The organism is Mesorhizobium sp. B2-5-11 (assembly GCF_006440835.1).
Classification (GTDB): Bacteria; Pseudomonadota; Alphaproteobacteria; order Rhizobiales; family Rhizobiaceae; genus Mesorhizobium.
The window spans coordinates 1-17,122 of record NZ_VFUK01000016.1 but is presented as its reverse complement, the minus strand read 5'-3'; the positions used below and the strand labels follow the sequence as shown (position 1 = coordinate 17,122).

Genomic DNA, 17,122 nt, shown 5'->3' with positions numbered 1-17,122 from the left:
GTGATTGCTTCAAAGCCCATCCAGCGGAAATTTCAGATACCGTCGGCCATTGGCTTCCGGTTCCGGCAGGCGTCCGCCATTCATGTTGACCTGCAGCGCATGCAGGATCAGCCTCGGCATCGGCAATGTCCGGTCGCGCGCCTCGCGCAGGGCAACGAATTCGGCCTCGCCGCGCGCGGCGGCAAGATGTATGTTGTCGGCTTTCTGCGCGGCAACCGTGCTCTCCCATAACGCCTGGCGCCCGCCGGGCTGATAATCATGGCCGACAAAGACGCGCGTGTCCTCCGGCAGGGCCAGAATGCACTGGATCGAGTGCCACAGGCGCGCGGCGCTGCCGCCGGGAAAATCCGTCCTTGCCGTGCCGCTGTCGGGCATGAACAGCGTGTCGTGAACAAAGGCTGCATCCCCGATCACATAGGTGATCGACGCCAGCGTGTGCCCGGGCGAGAAAAGCACCCTTGCTGGAAGCGTTCCCACCCGAAAAACCTCGCCGTCGCCGAACAGCCGGTCCCACTGCGAGCCGTCGGCGGGGAAATCCGGCCAGTTATAGATCGCCTTCCACAATTTCTGGACCTCGACGATCCTCTCGCCGATCGCCGTCGGCGCCGCGGTCCTTTGCTTCAGGTACTGCGCGGCCGAGAAATGATCGGCATGCGGATGGGTGTCGAGAATCCATTCGACGCTCAATCCCTCCGCCCTGACGAAATCCAGCAGCGCATCGGCATTGGCTGTCGAAACTGCGCCGGACTTCTCGTCGAAGTCGAGGACCGGATCGATTATGGCACACCGCTTCGTCACCCGGTCGGCGACGACATACTGGATGGCGCCGGTCGGCTTGTCGTGGAAACCAGTGACCTCAGGCTTTGCCGAACCTATGTCCAATCCGACGTCCCCTCCGTTAGCCAGACAGGAATGATTTTCTCTGCCAGAGCAACATAAGAGCATGCTTGTCTAGCGGGGACCTGCCGTCAAGCACGCCTTGCCAGAAAAACGACGGAAGTCGAAAAATGCCGGCCAGGCAACTGGAGCAATTCCAAGCGGTTTCCCGGGAAAGGCGCGTGGCGCTTTGCCCAAGGAATTGCGCAAAAACAAAGAGATGGTTCGCCGTTTCCGTGAACCGGAGAGCCGCTTTACGCGGAAGGCTGCTTGGTCTTCCTGAGATAGGGCAGGATGGTCTCGTAGGCGCCGAAGCGCTTGATGGCGTCCTCGTTGGAAACGGCCGCGGTGATGATGACGTCCTCGCCCTGTTTCCAGTTCGCCGGCGTCGCCACCTGGTGCTTGGCGGTCAGTTGCATGGAATCGACAGCGCGCAGGATCTCGTCAAAGTTGCGGCCCGTGGTCATCGGATAGGTCAGCACCAGCTTGATCTTCTTGTCTGGCCCAATGACATAGACCGAACGCACGGTGGCATTGTCGGCGGGCGTGCGGCCTTCCGAGGTCTCGCCGGCACCAGCAGGCAGCATGTCGTAAAGCTTGGCGACCTTGAGATCCTTGTCGCCGATCAGCGGATAGTTCACCGAATGGCCGGTCGCCGTCTTGATATCGTCCTGCCATTTGCCGTGGCTTTCGACCGGATCGACCGAAATGCCGATGATCTTGACATTGCGCTTCTTGAACTCGCCCTCGAGTCCCGCCATCGTGCCCAACTCGGTCGTGCAGACGGGAGTGAAATTCTTCGGGTGGCTGAACAGCACCGCCCAGCCGTCACCGATCCACTGGTGAAAGCTGATCGGTCCTTGCGTGGTCTCGGCGGTGAAATCCGGGGCGATATCGTTGATGCGAAGGCTCATGTTGTTTCCCTACCCTTGAAATGTTGCCGGCAACGGCTGGCGAGCGCTCAAATCTTTTTAACACCTCGGCGGCAACCCACAAATGCCTAAAGCCACAGGCGCCCGTCGCGCCCGCGAAAAAATTTCTCTTCTTGCCGCCAAGTTCGGCAGGAATTTCCGAGGAGACCGCTTATGCCTTGTTGACGGCCAGCGTCGCCGCAAGATCTTCCATGCGCTGCGCCAGCGCGCCAAGCGCGTTGGTCAGCACGCTGTCGCTCTTGTCGGCCTTGGTCAGCGCCTCGTCGCGGGTCTTGCGCAAGGTCAGCACTTCGCTTTCCATGCCCTTGACGCGCTTCTGCAGCTCCGAGAGTTCATCCATGACCATGATGCCGGCCATGACCGTCAGCCGCTGGTCGCCGATCTCGCCGAATGAATCCTTCAGATGCGAGACGTAGCGGTCGAAACGCTCGGCGAGATCGATCAGATGCTCTTCCTGGCCTTCGTCGCAGGCCATCCGATACTGCTTGCCGTCGATGGAAACCGTGACCTGTGCCATCAGCCTACCTATCCAACACAGCGCGGATGGTTTCCATGGCGGTCACCAGTCGTCGCGACACTTCCTTGTTGGCATCCTCCAGCCGCTCGGCGCGCGCCTCGGAACTGTCGAGCTCCTGCGCCAGCCGCGAGCGGTCGGCATTCATCCGCTGCACCTCGGCCTCGGCTTCCGAATAATCGCGCTCATGCTCGAGCTTGGCCGCGACGGCGTTTTCCAGGCCTTCCATGGCCTTGCCCAGCCTTGCGATGACTTCCTTGAGTGTCGTTTCCCCGGTCATGGCCTCGTCCTGTGCCCTGCCCATCACCGAATCGCTCGCGTTCAGAACGCGTTATCTCTGAAACATTAGGCACCGGGTGAAGGCGACGTCAACAAAGCTCTCGCGACTGTCCCCTGCTAACGCTAATATAGGCCTGCCCGCGGCATCACAAGGCCGGCAAATGCGCACCGGTTTGTTGACTAAAAGTGCGCGCCTGCTATGTGTCGCGCACGTTTTTCAAGGGCTCTCCCAAGGCCCCGAACCCCACCCCGGAGGAACCATGACGTCGCGTGAACAACATGACCGGATGGCCAATGCGATCCGCTTTCTCTCCATGGACGCGGTCGAGAAGGCGAACTCCGGCCATCCCGGCCTGCCCATGGGCTGCGCCGACATTGCCACGGTGCTGTTCACCCGTTTCCTGAAATTCGACGCCAAGGCGCCGCATTGGGCCGACCGCGACCGCTTCATCCTGTCGGCCGGCCATGGCTCGATGCTGCTCTACTCGCTGCTCTACCTGACCGGCTACGAAGACATGACGATCGACCAGATCAAGCACTTCCGCCAGTTGGGCTCGAAAACCGCCGGCCATCCCGAATATGGCCACGCCGCCGGCATCGAAACGACCACCGGCCCGCTCGGCCAGGGCCTTGCCAATTCTGTCGGGTTCGCGCTCGGCGAGCGCATCATGAACGCCGCCTTCGGCAACGACCTCGTCAGCCACTACACCTATGTGCTGGCCGGCGACGGCTGCCTGATGGAAGGTGTCTCCCAGGAGGCGATCGCGCTTGCCGGGCACCTCAAGCTCAACAAGCTGATCGTGTTCTGGGACAACAACAACATCTCGATCGACGGCCCGGTGTCGCTGGCTGACAATACCGACCAGGTCGCGCGCTTCCAGGCTTCCGGTTGGAACGCCAGCCACATCGACGGCACGGATCCGGAAGCCATCGCCTATGCGATCGAAGCCGCCCGCCATTCCGACAAGCCGACGATGATCGCCTGCAAGACGACCATCGGCTTCGGCGCCCCGACCAAGGCCGGCACCAACAAGGCGCACGGCTCGCCCCTCGGCGCCGACGAGATCGCCGGCGCGCGCAAGTTCTTCAACTGGGAGTCACCCCCCTTCGAGGTTCCAGCCGACATCCTCGATGCCTGGCGCACGGCCGGCACGGCCGGCGCCGAGGCGCGCGCCGACTGGGAAGGTCGCCTCGCCAAGGCCGACGCCAAGCTCAGGGCAGAGTTCGAGCGCCGCGTTGCCGGCAAGCTGCCGTCCAACTTCGACGCCGTCATTGCCGACTACAAAAAGAAGCTCTCCGCCGACAAGCCGAAGGTCGCCACCCGCAAATCTTCCGAAATGGCGCTGGAAGTCATCAACGGCGCCGTGCCCGAAACCATCGGCGGCTCGGCCGATCTCACCGGCTCCAACAACACCAAGACCAGCCAGACCAAGAACATCACCCCGGACGACTACGGCCAGCGCTATGTCCACTACGGCATCCGCGAACACGGCATGGCTGCCGCCATCAACGGGCTGACGCTGCATGGCGGCCTGATCGCCTATGGCGGCACTTTCCTGTGCTTCTCCGACTACGCCCGCCCCTCGATGCGGCTGGCCTCGCTGATGGGCATCCGCTCGATCTTCGTCATGACCCATGATTCCATCGGTCTCGGCGAAGACGGCCCGACCCATCAGCCGGTCGAGCATGTGGCGGCACTGCGCGCCATCCCGAACCACAACGTGTTCCGTCCGGCGGACGCGGTCGAGACCGCCGAATGCTGGCAGTTGGCCCTTGAATCGGAAAAGACGCCGTCAACGCTGGCGCTGACCCGACAGAACCTGCCGACCGTGCGCACCGAATTCACAGAGAAGAACCTGAGCAGCCAGGGCGCCTATGAGCTCGCCGCCGCCAGCGGCGAAGCCGCGGTGACGATCTTCGCCACGGGTTCGGAAGTCGAGATCGCGCTCGGCGCCCGCGACCTCCTGGAGAAGCACGGCCATCCGACCCGCGTCGTCTCGGTTCCTTGCTTCGAACTGTTCGATAAGCAGAGCGAGGACTACCGCCGCAAGACGATCGGCAATGCGAAGGTGAAGATGGCGATCGAAGCCGGCATCCGCCAGGGCTGGGATCACCTCATCGGCTCCGATGGCATCTTCATCGGCATGACCGGCTTCGGCGCCTCGGGAACGATCGAGCAGCTCTATCCGCATTTCGGCATCACCGCCGAGGCGGCCGCCAAGGCGGCGGAAGCCCGCCTGCATGGCAAGTAAGGCCGTGCTTGTTGCCCAAAAGTGTATCTCGATTTTGGGACAGCGACATGTATGAAACAAGAACGCTCGGCGAAACCGCGTACAGCGGTTCCGCCGGACTGGCCTGACCTAATCGATTTAAATCCACGTCGCCGCGGCTGGATTCTTTCCGCTTCCGCCGCTATGAAGCTGCGGACCAATCGTCTGCCCTCCAGCTCCCAAGGAGAGAAAAATGACCGTCAGAGTTGCCATCAACGGATTCGGCCGCATCGGCCGCAACATCCTGCGCGCCATCCATGAATCCGGCCGCAAGGACATCGACGTCGTCGCCGTCAACGACCTCGGCCCGGTTGAAACCAACGCCCACCTCCTGCGCTACGACAGCGTACACGGCCGCTTCCCGCACGAAGTATCGGTTTCCGGCGACCAGATCACCGTCGGCAAGGAGACGTTCAAGGTCACCGCGATCAAGGATCCGACCCAGCTGCCGTGGAAGGAGCTCGGCGTCGACATCGCGCTCGAATGCACCGGCATCTTCACCGCCCGCGACAAGGCAGCCGCACACCTGACCGCCGGCGCCAAGCGCGTCCTCGTTTCGGCGCCCGGTGAAGGCGCCGACCTCACCGTCGTCTACGGCATCAATCACGACAAGCTGACCAAGGACCACATCGTCATCTCGAACGCGTCCTGCACCACCAATTGCCTGGCGCCGCTGGCCGCAGTCCTGCACGAGACGGTCGGCATCGAAAAGGGCATGATGACGACGATCCATTCCTACACCGGCGACCAGCCGACGCTGGACACCATGCACAAGGATCTCTACCGCGCCCGCGCCGCGGCACTCTCGCAGATCCCGACCTCGACCGGTGCCGCCAAGGCCATCGGCCTGGTGCTGCCCGAGCTCAAGGGCAAGCTCGACGGCATCTCGATCCGCGTGCCGACGCCGAACGTCTCGCTCGTCGACTTCAAGTTCATCGCCAAGCGCTCGACGTCGGCGCAGGAGATCAACGAGGCGGTGATCGCCGCCTCCAATGGCAAGCTCAAGGGCATCCTGTCGGTTACCCATCATCCGAACGTGTCGATCGACTTCAACCACGACCCGCACTCCTCGATCGTGGCGCTCGACCAGACCAAGGTGATGGACGGCAACTTCGTTTCGGTGCTGTCCTGGTACGACAATGAATGGGGCTTCTCCAATCGCATGGGCGATACCGCGGTCGCCTTCGGCAAGACCATCGCCTGATCGCGGGCCCATCTTCCAGAGACTTGAAACGCCCGGTTTCGTCCGGGCGTTTTCGTCGGAGTGCTCGGCAACGCGTCGCTTCGCTCCTGCTAAGCCCAAGGACGATGAAGTTGTGGGGCTTCGGCCCAAAAAACCGCTCTCCCGCCTTGCGCCGGCCATGCCTTCGCCCCACTCTTCCTTGAATCGAGAGAAGAGGCAGGGGACAAGTCACGGATGGAGCATGCGATCTATCTCGTCACGCTGGTGGGCACCGCGCTTGTCGTCGTCGCCGCGTTTTCGAGCCTGATCGCCTTCCGCTTCGGCGCACCGCTGCTGCTTCTGTTTCTCTGCATCGGGCTCGCCACCGGGACCGATGGCCTCGGCATCGAGTTCGACAATGCCCGCATCGCCTATTTTGCCGGCTCACTGGCGCTGGCGGTGATCCTGTTCGATTCCGGCTTCGGCACGCCTCTCAATGCCTTGCGGCAGGCAGCCGGGCCGGCGCTGTCTCTGGCCACATTCGGCGTGATCCTCACCACTGGCCTGTTCGGCGCCGCCGCCTACTATATGCTCGATCTCACCTGGCTGGAATCCTTCCTGCTCGGTGCCGCCGTCGCCTCCACCGACGCGGCCGCCGTGTTCTTCCTTTTGCGCGCCGGCGAGATCAATCTGCGCGAGCGCGTGCGCTCCACGCTGGAGGTGGAGTCCGGCACCAACGATCCGATCGCCATCTTCCTGACCATCACCCTGGTCGAGATCATAGCCGCCCATGCCGACCCCGAGGCCAATGTCCTGGTCACCAACCTCGTCCTCGGCTTCCTCATTAACATGGGCCTGGGCGCCATTGTCGGCGTGCTGGGGGGCCTCGCCATCGTGCGCCTCGTCGACCGGCTCAATCTCGACCATGGCCTGCTGCCGATCTTCGTGCTGACCCTATCGCTGATGGTCTTCGCCGCCGCCGGCGCCATCGGCGGCTCCGGTTTCCTGGCGGTCTATCTTGCCGGTCTCATCGCGGGTAATTCCGACATCCGCGCCGTCACCATCCTCAAGCGCTTCCAGGACGGCATGTCCTGGCTGGCGCAGATCATCATGTTCCTGATCCTCGGCCTGTTCGCGACGCCCTCGCAATTCCCGGCGATCATGGTGCCGGCGGTGCTGCTTGGCCTGTTCCTGATGTTCGTCGCCCGGCCGATCGCGGTCTGGCTTTGCCTGGTCCCGTTTCGTCTGCCGCGCCCCGAAGTCGCCTTCGTTTCCTGGGTCGGCCTGCGCGGCGCCGTCTCGATCCTGCTTGCCATCACTCCCTTGCTCGGCGGGCTGGAGAATGGCCGCACCATCTTCAACGCCGCCTTCATCATCGTCCTGGTGTCGCTCGTCATCCAGGGCTGGACCGTTGGTCCGCTGGCGCGCCGTCTCGGCCTGATCGTGCCGGCGCGGCTCGGACCTCTGGACAAGGTCGAGCTCGAACTGCCGGGCTCGGCCCATCACGAGCTCCTCGCCTACCGCGTCGCGCCGGGCAGCCCGGTGGCGCGCGGCGAGCGCATCCCTCGCTGGGCGCGGCCCTCGCTGGTGTTGCGCGACGGACGCTCGATGCGTTTCCAGGACATGGGCAGGCTTGCCGCCGGCGACCAGGTCTACATCTTCGTGCCGGACCGCTATCCACGCCTGCTCGACAAGCTGTTCGCCAGCCGCGCCGTCGTCGACCCCGAGGACGCCGATTTCTTCGGCGCCTTCGCCGTCGATCCGGCGCGTTCCGCTGCCGAACTGGAAGCCGCATACGCGCCGGGCCTGAGCGAGGCGGAACAGAAGCTCACCGTCGGCGCCCTGGTCACGGCGCGGCTCGGCGGCCATGCCGAATATGCTGACCGCGTGCTGATCGGCCCGATCGAGCTGATCGTGCGCGATGTCGATGACAAAGGCAGGATCACAGGCCTGGGCCTCTCCTTCGAACCGACCGCGCCCGTTGCGCGGGTACCGGTCTTCCTCAGCGCCGGCGAGATCGCCGACCGGATCAAGGCCTTCGTCCAGACCTGGCGCAAGCCGGTGGAACCACCGATCGCAGAGGCACACGCGGACGAGAAACCGGAGCCGGCGGCGGAAAAGGCGACGACCGAGAGCTGACAACGTCGACCCTTTGCGGCCCCCCCCTCATCCGCCTGCCCTGACGCTTCGCGACGTCAACGCCCTCGCCTTCGCCTTCGCCTTCGCCTTCGCCTTGAAAATTTCGCGCCCTCCCCAGCCAAGTCTTGCATCGTCGTCGGTGCGGGGTATGGTCCCGGCGATTTCTCAGCGAAAGGAACCAGCATGGCCAGCTTCAAGACACTGGACGATATCGGCAACATCAATGGCAAGCGCGTGCTGGTGCGCGTCGACCTCAACGTTCCCGTCGCTGACGGCAAGGTCACCGACACGACCCGCATCGAACGCATCGCGCCGACCATCGCTGAATTGTCAGGCAAGGGCGCCAAGGTCATCCTGCTCGCCCATTTCGGCCGGCCCAAGGACGGTCCCTCGCCGGAATTCTCGCTGGAGCCGATCGCCAGGGCGACGGCCGAGGTGCTTGGCCGTCCCGTGGGCTTTGCCGGCGACTGCGTCGGCGACACGGCGGGAAGTGCGGTCGCCGCCATGAACAAGGGCGACGTGCTGCTGCTCGAGAACACCCGCTTCTACAAGGCCGAGGAGAAGAACGACCCGGCCTTCACCGAACGGCTCGCCGCCAATGGCGATATCTTCGTCAACGACGCCTTCTCCGCTGCCCACCGGGCGCATTCCTCGACCGAGGGACTGGCGCATCTGTTGCCAGCCTTTGCCGGCCGCACCATGCAAGCCGAACTGGAAGCGCTGGAGAAGGGCCTTGGAAATCCTGTTCGCCCGGTGGTCGCCATCGTCGGCGGCGCCAAGGTCTCGACCAAGATCGACCTGCTGATGAACCTGGTCAAGAAAGTCGACGCGCTGGTCATCGGCGGCGGCATGGCCAACACCTTTCTCGCCGCACGCGGCACCGATGTCGGCAAGTCGCTGTGCGAGCACGACCTCGCCGCTACCGCCAAGCAGATCATGATCGAGGCGGCCGAGGCCGGCTGCGCCATCATCCTGCCCGTCGACGGCGTCGTGGCGAAGGAATTCAAGGGGGGCGCGGCCAGCGAAACCGTGGCCATCGCCGACGTGCCGCCGGACGGCATGATCCTCGATGTCGGCGAAAAGACCGTGAGGGCCGTTGCCGACTGGATCGACCGCGCCGCGACCTTGGTCTGGAACGGGCCGCTCGGCGCGTTCGAGATCGAACCCTTCGATCGCGCGACGATGGCGGCAGCCAGGCATGCGGCGGCGCGCACCAAGGCCGGCAAGCTGGTTTCGGTGGCCGGTGGCGGCGATACCGTGGCGGCGCTCAACCAGGCCGGGGTTGCCGACGATTTCACCTATGTCTCGACTGCCGGCGGCGCCTTCCTCGAATGGATGGAAGGCAAGCCGCTGCCGGGCGTCGACGTGCTCAAGCATTGAGACGATCAACTCGAGGCGAGCGCGCGGCGTTGCCGGGACTTTCGATCGATTGGAGCTTTCCGGCGTCATTCCTTTGGCGGTAGTGTTCTGTCAGGCGCAGAACAACACCGTCAAGGAGAAGCACGATGAGCGAACGTCTTGAAGACATTGCCGCCGCGATGGTGGCCAACGGCAAGGGCCTGCTGGCCGCCGACGAAAGCTCGGGCACCATCAAGAAGCGCTTCGACGTCATCGGCGTCGAATCGACCGCGGACAGCCGGCGCGACTACCGCGAGATGATGTTCCGCACCAGCGATGCCATGACCAGGTATATTTCCGGCGTCATCCTTTACGACGAGACTATTCGGCAGAAAGCGGCCGATGGCACGCCGCTGGTCGATATCATCAAGGCTTCAGGCACCATCCCCGGAATCAAGGTCGATGCCGGCGCCAAGCCCCTGGCCGGCTTTCCCGGCGACACGGTCACCGAGGGCCTCGACGGCCTGCGCGAGCGGCTCGCCGACTATTACAAGCTCGGCGCCCGCTTCGCCAAATGGCGTGCCGTGATCGACATCGACAAGGCAAAGGGCGTGCCGTCGGTCACCTCGATCAGCGCGAACACCCATGCGCTCGCCCGCTATGCGGCCCTTTGCCAGGAAGCCGGCATCGTGCCGATCGTCGAGCCGGAAGTGCTGATGGACGGCGCCCACGACATCGACACGTGCTATGAAATCTCGAGGGCGACGCTGACGAAGCTCTACGACGAGCTCTACGCGGCCCGGGTGGTGCTCGAGGGCACGATCCTGAAGCCCAACATGGTGCTGGCGGGCAGGAAATCGGGCACGGTGAGCAATCCTGAAGAGGTCGCGCAAAAGACCATAAAGCTGTTCCGCGAGACCGTGCCGGCGGCGGTGCCGGGCATCGCCTTCCTCTCCGGCGGCCAGGAGGACGAGGAAGCGACCGCCAACCTCAACGCCATCAACGCCATCGGCCCGCATCCGTGGAAGCTGACCTTCTCCTATGGCCGCGCCCTGCAGGCTGCCCCGCAGAAGGCCTGGAGCGGCAAGGCATCCAATGTTGCCGCGGGTCAGGCCGCCTTCACCCACCGTGCCCACATGAACCATCTGGCGGCGCTTGGACAATGGAAGCCGAGCCTGGAGCAGGCTGCCTGACCACGGTTTTCCGTCTCTATCGGACCCGGGCCATGCGCCCGGGTTTTGCTGCGCTTCGCCGGACTTGGGATGAAGCGCCTCCATCCCTATTTCTCTCCAGCGCAGCCGGCGCGATGTCGGCTCATGCCCGTCCCGAACGTCCTTGGGATGAAGCCAGGGAGAGATTCATGCATCGCAACAAGGTCGTTTCACGCGAGGATTGGTTCCGGGCACACAAAGAGCATCTGGCGCGCGAGAAGGAATTGACGCGATTTCGCGAGCGCATCGCGGCGGAACGGCGCGAATTGCCTTGGCTGAAGGTGAGAAAGGACTACGTCTTCGAAACCGAGCAGGGTCCAAGATGCCTGGCCGAACTGTTCGCCGGCCGCAGCCAGCTGATCGTCTATCATTTCGTGTTCGGGCCCGGCTCGACCCATCATTGCGAAGGCTGTGCGTTCGTCGCCGACCACATGGACGGTGCCAATCAGCATCTGAGACACCATGACGTGTCACTTGTCGCGGTGTCACGCGCGCCGCTCGCCGAGCTGCTGCCCTACCGAGAGCGCATGGGTTGGAAATTCGACTGGGTCTCGTCCTATGCCTCGGACTTCAACTTCGACATGCAGGTGTCGTTCACCGACAAGCAGATCGCATCCGGTGAAGCGATCTACAATTTCGAGACGCCCGTTCTGAAATCGAAAGACCTGCCCGGCACCACCGTGTTCTACCGGGACGAGACCGGCGACATCTTCCTGACCTTCATGTCGCGCGCCCGCGGCAGCGAACAGCTGATCGGCGCCTATCAATATCTCGACCTTGCGCCGAAAGGCCGCGACCAGACCGGGCCTTATAGAACCTTGATGGACTGGGTGCGGCTGCATGACCAGTATGGAAACAGGTCGCAAGCGGACAGGGCTTAGGCATTCAGCGATCCCATCGAACATTGGACGCTTGAAGGCGTCCGCCACCGGTGCAAGGATCGTTCACCTCCGGCGCAACATGCGTTAAATGCTGCTCGATGCGACGCTTTCCGGCTCTCCTCACTTGGCTCGCCTTCCCTGTCTATGTCTGGCAGGGGCTTGGCGTGCGCCGACGCACCTCGCGCATGCTGCCCGCGCAAGGCCCGGTCATGCATGAGATCGCCGGCGGCCAGCCGGCGGTCTGGCTGCTGGTGCTGGGCGATTCCTCCGCCGCCTCGGTCGGCATCGAAAAATCCGAGAATGGCCTGGCCGCGCAGCTGGCCGTCCTGATCTCGCAGCGAACCGGCCGCGCCGTGCGCTGGCGCGCCGCCGGGTTCAATTCGGCGACGTCGGGGCAGATCCGCGACCACGTCCTGCCCAATCTCTCGGCCGATCCGTGGACGCATATCGTGCTCGCCATTGGCACCAACGACACCAAGAATTTCCACTCCGTGCCCCGCTTCAAGAGAGCGTTCGGCGGTCTACTCTACGCCCTGCGCGCCAAATGGCCTGAGGCCCGCGTGGTGTGGTCTCCTGTGCTGGAGTTCACGCAAGCGCCAGCCATGCCGCCGCTGCTCGGCAAGATCCTGGAAATTCGCGCCGGTGAGATGAACCGGATGGGCAAACGTCTTTGCCTCGAACGCGGTGCGGTGCCGGCGCCGCGCTTGCCGATCACCAATCCCGAAGCCGGCTTCGCCTCGGACGGATTTCATGCATCGGAAGCCGGTTACCGGGCCTGGGCCGAGCACCTCGTCGGCTGCGTGATCGAAGAGTGATTGCCGCCGGCTCGTGCCGGCCCGATATGCCATCCTGCGCATTCCAGGCGGGAAACCGCCAGACACCTTCCTGGAACTGCGCTACGTCCAATGTCCAAGCACGGCCGTTATCGAAATGGCCGCCATGGCCAGGAGCGCCAGCTTCCAGAAGTCGCTGCGCCGTTTCAGCCCCGGCCAGCCGAGCGGCTTGATCAACTGGATGACCATGATGCCAAGGATGACGAGGGCGAGGAGTTTCGACATGCCGCCTTTGACCAGCATCGCGGTCGGCTGTCAAAGCGCGTCGTTCGTCGCTCGAAAAAAATAGGCGCCGCGATCCGGACTGGAACGCGGCGCCAGCCTTTGTTCGGGGAACGATCTACTTCAGCGGCTTGAGGCCGGCCTCGATCGAAGCGCGCTTCGATTCCAGGAATGGCGGCAGGGCCAACTTTTCGCCCAACGTCTCCAGCGGTTCGTCGGCGGTGAACCCCGGCCCGTCAGTGGCGATCTCGAACAGGATGCCATTCGGCTCGCGGAAATAGAGCGAGCGGAAATAATAGCGCTCGACCTCGCCGCTCGACGGCAGACGGAATTCGGCCAGCCGCGCCGTCCATTGATGCAGCGTCTCCTGGTCCGGCGCCCTGAAGGCGACGTGATGAACCGCACCGGCACCTTGCCTTGCCGGCGCCAGTCCCGGCTGCACCAGGACGTGCAATTCCGCCGCCGGCCCACCCTCGCCCATTTCAAAGACCTGAACCTGGCCCTCCGGCGAGGCATAGTCTCGGACCTTGCGCATGTTCATCACTTGCGTCACCACTGCTTCGGTATTGGTGAGGTCGGGAACGCTGATGACGATCGGCCCGAGCCCGCGGATCTGGTGTTCGACCGGCACGCGGCTTTGCGCCCAGGGGCGGCTGTCGCCCTTGCCGTCATCGCTGACGAGGCGCAGACGCTGGCCCTCGGGGTCCTCGAAATCCAGGCTGGCGTAGCCACCGATGTCGGCAATCTCACTCGTGACGATATTTTCGTCAGTCAAGTGTTGCTTCCACCAGGCAAGGCTGTCCTCGCCACCAACCCTGAGGCTGGTCCGGACAATGCTGTGGGTGCCGCGTCGCTCGCGGCCGACCGGCCAGTCGAAGAAAGTAAGGTCGGTGCCCGGCGTCGCTTCGCCATCGGCATAGAAGAGGTGGTAGGCTGAGGTATCGTCCTGGTTCACCGTCTTCTTGACCAGCCGCAAACCCAGCACCCTTGTGTAGAAATGAAGATTTCCACGCACATTGGCGGTGATGGCGGTCAGATGGTGAATTCCTGTCAGTTGAAGGCTCATGGTCGTCTCCCTGTTTTTGGGGAAGAATTTTCTCCTTCCATATCAGAACTTCGGATCCCTGGCTGGAGACCACGTATCCTGACAGTCCGTCGCCAAAGGCTGAACAATGGATCATGACCAGGCATTGCATTAGTGAACAATCTCGGCCTTCTAAACCTGCTTCGGGCCGCGGTCTGATGCAGTGAAAACGACACCTTCACAGGGATAACGCACCGATCGCAACCAGCCCTGCCATCCTCCTGACAGACTGCTGTCAGGAGGGGTGTGCGATACTGTCTTCATTCACAGAGAGGAGACTAGCCATGACCGGTTCCACCATTCTGCGCGGCATGCAGCACTATGTCGGCAAGATTCGTACGATGCGCAACGAGATCCGCACCCAGCGGTTCATCAACTCGCTGCCGGCGGACATTCGCAAGGATATCGGCTGGCCGGACATGTATGCCGAACGTCGCCTTCGCGACAATTGAGACGAATTTTTCGGCAAAGCGGTTGGATGTAGGCGCCCCAACGCCCAGAGGATAAGTCCGGCACGCGAGGGACGGAGCGAGCGTATGCCCAAGCAGAAGACAATTGGCCTTCTTTTCATGGACGGCTTCGCCGACTGGGAATATGGCCTGCTGGCCGCCTCGGCGGTCGAATGGTTCGGCGCCCGCGCGGTTTCGCTGACACCCGATGGCAGGCCGGTGAGCGGGATCAGCGGTTTCCGGCTGACGCCCGACCGCTCGGCCGGCGCTGATGAAAATGCCGATCTCGATGCCATCGCCGTCATTGGCTCCGACCGATGGGCGGGCGAGGCGCCGCCCGAGGTGGCGGAATTGCTTAGGGACGTTGCGATGCGGGATGGTGTCGTCGGCGGTATCTGCGCCGGAACGCTGGCGCTGGCCCGAGCCGGCATGTTCGAGAAGGCGAGGCACACCAGCAATGGCCGTGACTGGATCAATCGCCACATTGCTGGCTATGCCGGCGATCACAATTATCAGGACGTGCCGCATGCCGTGTCCGACGGCAAGATCGTTTCCGCGCCAGGTTCGGCGCCCGGCACCTTCGCGCTGGCCTTCCTGAAGACGCTCTATCCTGAACGAAACGGCGAACTTGCCGAGATGCGGACGCTATTCGCCAGGGAGTATGCTGAACCCTCCTGACAGAATGGTGTCAGGAGCGCCATGCCATAGATGCGAGCGGTGAACAGGACGAGCGATGAAGAGCTGGACCGACAGATTGAACACGCCGGGGGTGAACGGCATCAAACCGGCCCCGCGCACGGTGGCAGATGGAGTCGAAGACCAGACGATGCTGGTGCCGACGGCGCAACAGGTCGACGAATTCATCCGCTCGATTCCCGAAGGCGTCGAGATGGACGTTCGCGTGCTGCGCACGGCGCTTGCCTTTGACCGTGGCGCCGAAGTGACATGCCCGGTCGCGATCGGCTATCATCGGCGTGCCGTTGCCGAAGCAGCCATTGAGGATCTCGGGCGCGGCATGACGCTGAGCGATGTCGCGCCATTCTGGCGCGAGCTCGATGCCAATGACGCCGACAAGGAGGAAATTGTCCTTCGGCGCGGAATCTGTGGCCGCGCAGCGCGAGTGCGAAGGCCTGAAACCATGATGCATGCCGCCGAGTGTTCTGCGGTTTCGGAATAAAGGCATGCGCAAGAACACGATGCATGCAGCCCAACCGGTTTTGGGCGACATGCATAGGAACAACATCGAGGGACCATACGATGCGACGCGCCGACAGGCTCTTCCAGATCGTGCAGCATTTGCGCGGTGGCCGTCTGGTCACCGCGCAGAAGCTTGGCACATGGCTCGAGGTTTCCGAGCGAACCATCTATCGCGACATAGCCGACCTTCAGTCGACCGGAGTGCCGATCGATGGGGAAGCGGGCGTCGGCTACATGATGAGGGAGGGTTTCGACCTTCCACCGCTGATGTTCACGCGTGACGAGATCGTGGCGCTGGTCGCCGGCGCCCGCATGGTGCGTGCCTTTGGCGGTGCGGCCATGGCCCGGGCCGCTGATGAGGCTTTGGTCAAGATCGGCGCGGTGCTGCCCGATGCCGAAAAGGACCGTATCGCTCGCACCGAGATCCACACGCCGATGTGGGTGGTGAGCGATGCCGCGCGCGAGGCGATCGACCTGATCGAGCGCGCCATCGAGAAGCGCCAGGTGCTGACCATCGACTATTCGGACGAAGCCGGCCGCGGCACCGCCCGCGACATCAGGCCCTTGGGCCTTTGGTTCTGGGGCAAGGTGTGGACGCTGGTCGCCTGGTGCGAGATGCGCGACGATTTCCGCGCCTTCCGCATCGATCGCATCGCCTCGGTGGTCATCGCAGGCCGCGTCTTCAAGCCGGAGCGCGGCAAGCAGCTCGCCGATTTTTACCGGGCGGTGGAACGCAGCGAGGATTACGGCATGGCGCCGGACCGTGCGGCGCGAAGCTGAAATCTCCCAACCCGTAAAAAAGCCCGCTCGAAGCGGGCTTTTCGGTCGAGTTCGCGAGAATTCTACTCCTCGTCGTTATCCCTGTCCTTCGACTTCAGAGCCGAGAGCTTGGCGAACACGGCGTTGGCGTCGAGTTCGGCATCCTCGTCCTTCGGCTTTTCGGGAGCCGGAACCAGGCGCTCGGTCAGCGCCGCCGGCAGCAATGTGTCGCCGACCGGCTGTGCCTGCTCGCGGCCGCGCGATGCGCGGTTGACTTCCATGTCAAGATCGATCTGCGAGGCGAGACCGAGCGTCACCGGGTCCATCGGCTGCAGGTTGGCAGAGTTCCAGTGCTTGCGCTCGCGGATCTGCTCGATCGTGGACTTGGTGGTGCCGACGAGGCGCGAGATCTGCGCGTCCTTCAATTCGGGATGGTTGCGCACTAACCAGAGAATGGCGTTCGGTCGGTCCTGACGCTTCGACAGCGGGGTGTAGCGCGGCCCCTTGCGCTTGGATTCCGGCACCCGCACCTTGGGGTCCGAAAGCTTCAACCGCTGGTTCGGATCCTTCTCGGCACGCGCGATCTCGTCGCGGGTCAACTGGCCGGTCATGATCGGATCCATGCCCTTGATGCCTTGCGCCGATTCGCCGTCGGCGATCGCCTTGACCTCGAGCGGATGCAGCCCGCAGAACTGTGCTATCTGCTCGAAGGAAAGCGCGGTGTTGTCGACCAGCCAGACAGCGGTCGCCTTTGGCATCAGCAGCGTATTGGCCATTTTAAAAATCCTTCTCGTTCGCCCGCGTTCCCGCGCGGGCGGTGGTTTAGAGCCACCAAAATGGGAAATTCGCAGGTTATATAACCGCTCTCCGGCGGTTCCGCAATGTTTTTGGGAAGGCGTTGTCGTAAGCAGATGAGTTGTCCGGATTAGGTAGCACGTGAGTTGTCCGGTTTTATCGCCAGCGGATGGAGGCTGGG

The 17,122-nt window shown here is 63.3% G+C and carries 18 protein-coding genes; 11 read left to right on the top strand and 7 right to left on the bottom strand.

Annotated elements, in window-relative coordinates; genetic code table 11:
• Positions 1 to 9: 9 nt before the first annotated feature.
• The 4 genes from FJ490_RS29750 to FJ490_RS29735 form a co-directional block, all read right to left on the bottom strand.
• Positions 10 to 882, bottom strand: a complete 873-nt coding sequence (locus FJ490_RS29750) for an MBL fold metallo-hydrolase (protein WP_140729402.1) — start codon at positions 880 to 882, stop codon at positions 10 to 12.
• A 248-nt stretch (positions 883 to 1,130) separates the two neighbouring features.
• Positions 1,131 to 1,790 carry a peroxiredoxin gene (locus tag FJ490_RS29745; RefSeq protein ID WP_140500553.1) on the bottom strand — a complete coding sequence of 220 codons (660 nt, stop codon included), beginning with the start codon at positions 1,788 to 1,790 and terminating at the stop codon, positions 1,131 to 1,133.
• Positions 1,791 to 1,959: 169 nt separating this feature from the next.
• Positions 1,960 to 2,325, bottom strand: a complete 366-nt coding sequence (locus FJ490_RS29740) for a cell division protein ZapA (protein ID WP_140500552.1) — start codon at positions 2,323 to 2,325, stop codon at positions 1,960 to 1,962.
• 4 nt (positions 2,326 to 2,329) lie between these two features.
• A complete protein-coding gene (locus tag FJ490_RS29735; RefSeq protein ID WP_140500550.1) occupies positions 2,330 to 2,602 on the bottom strand; it encodes a DUF4164 domain-containing protein in 273 nt (90 codons plus the stop codon).
• Between the two features lie 259 nt (positions 2,603 to 2,861).
• On the opposite strand from FJ490_RS29735, the gene tkt reads away from it, so the two are divergent.
• From tkt to FJ490_RS29700, 7 genes are all read left to right on the top strand, one after another.
• A complete protein-coding gene (gene tkt, locus FJ490_RS29730; protein ID WP_140525465.1) occupies positions 2,862 to 4,853 on the top strand; it encodes a transketolase in 1,992 nt (663 codons plus the stop codon).
• A gap of 211 nt (positions 4,854 to 5,064) precedes the next feature.
• Positions 5,065 to 6,075: a type I glyceraldehyde-3-phosphate dehydrogenase gene (gap, locus tag FJ490_RS29725; RefSeq protein WP_140561556.1), complete on the top strand. Its 1,011-nt coding sequence runs from the start codon at positions 5,065 to 5,067 to the stop codon at positions 6,073 to 6,075.
• A 213-nt stretch (positions 6,076 to 6,288) separates the two neighbouring features.
• Positions 6,289 to 8,172, top strand: coding sequence for a potassium/proton antiporter (locus tag FJ490_RS29720; RefSeq protein WP_140500544.1), 1,884 nt, complete (start codon positions 6,289 to 6,291; stop codon positions 8,170 to 8,172).
• A 183-nt stretch (positions 8,173 to 8,355) separates the two neighbouring features.
• Positions 8,356 to 9,552 (top strand): phosphoglycerate kinase, encoded by a 1,197-nt coding sequence (locus tag FJ490_RS29715; protein WP_140729403.1) that lies wholly within the window; start codon positions 8,356 to 8,358, stop codon positions 9,550 to 9,552.
• 125 nt (positions 9,553 to 9,677) lie between these two features.
• Entirely contained in the window at positions 9,678 to 10,703 is a 1,026-nt protein-coding gene (locus FJ490_RS29710; RefSeq protein ID WP_140729404.1) for a class I fructose-bisphosphate aldolase, read from the top strand.
• Between the two features lie 167 nt (positions 10,704 to 10,870).
• Positions 10,871 to 11,602: a thioredoxin family protein gene (locus FJ490_RS29705; protein ID WP_140729405.1), complete on the top strand. Its 732-nt coding sequence runs from the start codon at positions 10,871 to 10,873 to the stop codon at positions 11,600 to 11,602.
• Positions 11,603 to 11,700: 98 nt separating this feature from the next.
• Complete coding sequence (locus FJ490_RS29700) at positions 11,701 to 12,417, top strand: SGNH/GDSL hydrolase family protein (RefSeq protein ID WP_140500537.1); 717 nt, start codon at positions 11,701 to 11,703, stop codon at positions 12,415 to 12,417.
• 81 nt (positions 12,418 to 12,498) lie between these two features.
• Here the strand turns inward: FJ490_RS29700 and FJ490_RS29695 are convergent, their stop codons facing one another.
• Entirely contained in the window at positions 12,499 to 12,678 is a 180-nt protein-coding gene (locus FJ490_RS29695) for a hypothetical protein (RefSeq protein ID WP_181165425.1), read from the bottom strand.
• A 97-nt stretch (positions 12,679 to 12,775) separates the two neighbouring features.
• Positions 12,776 to 13,723, bottom strand: a complete 948-nt coding sequence (locus tag FJ490_RS29690; RefSeq protein ID WP_140500536.1) for a ring-cleaving dioxygenase — start codon at positions 13,721 to 13,723, stop codon at positions 12,776 to 12,778.
• 302 nt (positions 13,724 to 14,025) lie between these two features.
• Here FJ490_RS29690 and FJ490_RS29685 point away from each other — a divergent pair, with 302 nt between their 5' ends.
• From FJ490_RS29685 to FJ490_RS29670, 4 genes are all read left to right on the top strand, one after another.
• Positions 14,026 to 14,193, top strand: a complete 168-nt coding sequence (locus tag FJ490_RS29685) for a hypothetical protein (RefSeq protein ID WP_140500534.1) — start codon at positions 14,026 to 14,028, stop codon at positions 14,191 to 14,193.
• An 84-nt stretch (positions 14,194 to 14,277) separates the two neighbouring features.
• Entirely contained in the window at positions 14,278 to 14,868 is a 591-nt protein-coding gene (locus tag FJ490_RS29680; RefSeq protein ID WP_140561546.1) for a type 1 glutamine amidotransferase family protein, read from the top strand.
• Positions 14,869 to 14,923: 55 nt separating this feature from the next.
• Positions 14,924 to 15,367: a hypothetical protein gene (locus FJ490_RS29675; RefSeq protein WP_246672830.1), complete on the top strand. Its 444-nt coding sequence runs from the start codon at positions 14,924 to 14,926 to the stop codon at positions 15,365 to 15,367.
• A gap of 80 nt (positions 15,368 to 15,447) precedes the next feature.
• A complete protein-coding gene (locus FJ490_RS29670) occupies positions 15,448 to 16,167 on the top strand; it encodes a YafY family protein (RefSeq protein ID WP_140500532.1) in 720 nt (239 codons plus the stop codon).
• A 62-nt stretch (positions 16,168 to 16,229) separates the two neighbouring features.
• Here the strand turns inward: FJ490_RS29670 and FJ490_RS29665 are convergent, their stop codons facing one another.
• A complete protein-coding gene (locus FJ490_RS29665) occupies positions 16,230 to 16,922 on the bottom strand; it encodes a DUF1013 domain-containing protein (RefSeq protein ID WP_140517606.1) in 693 nt (230 codons plus the stop codon).
• Positions 16,923 to 17,122 lie beyond the last annotated feature (200 nt).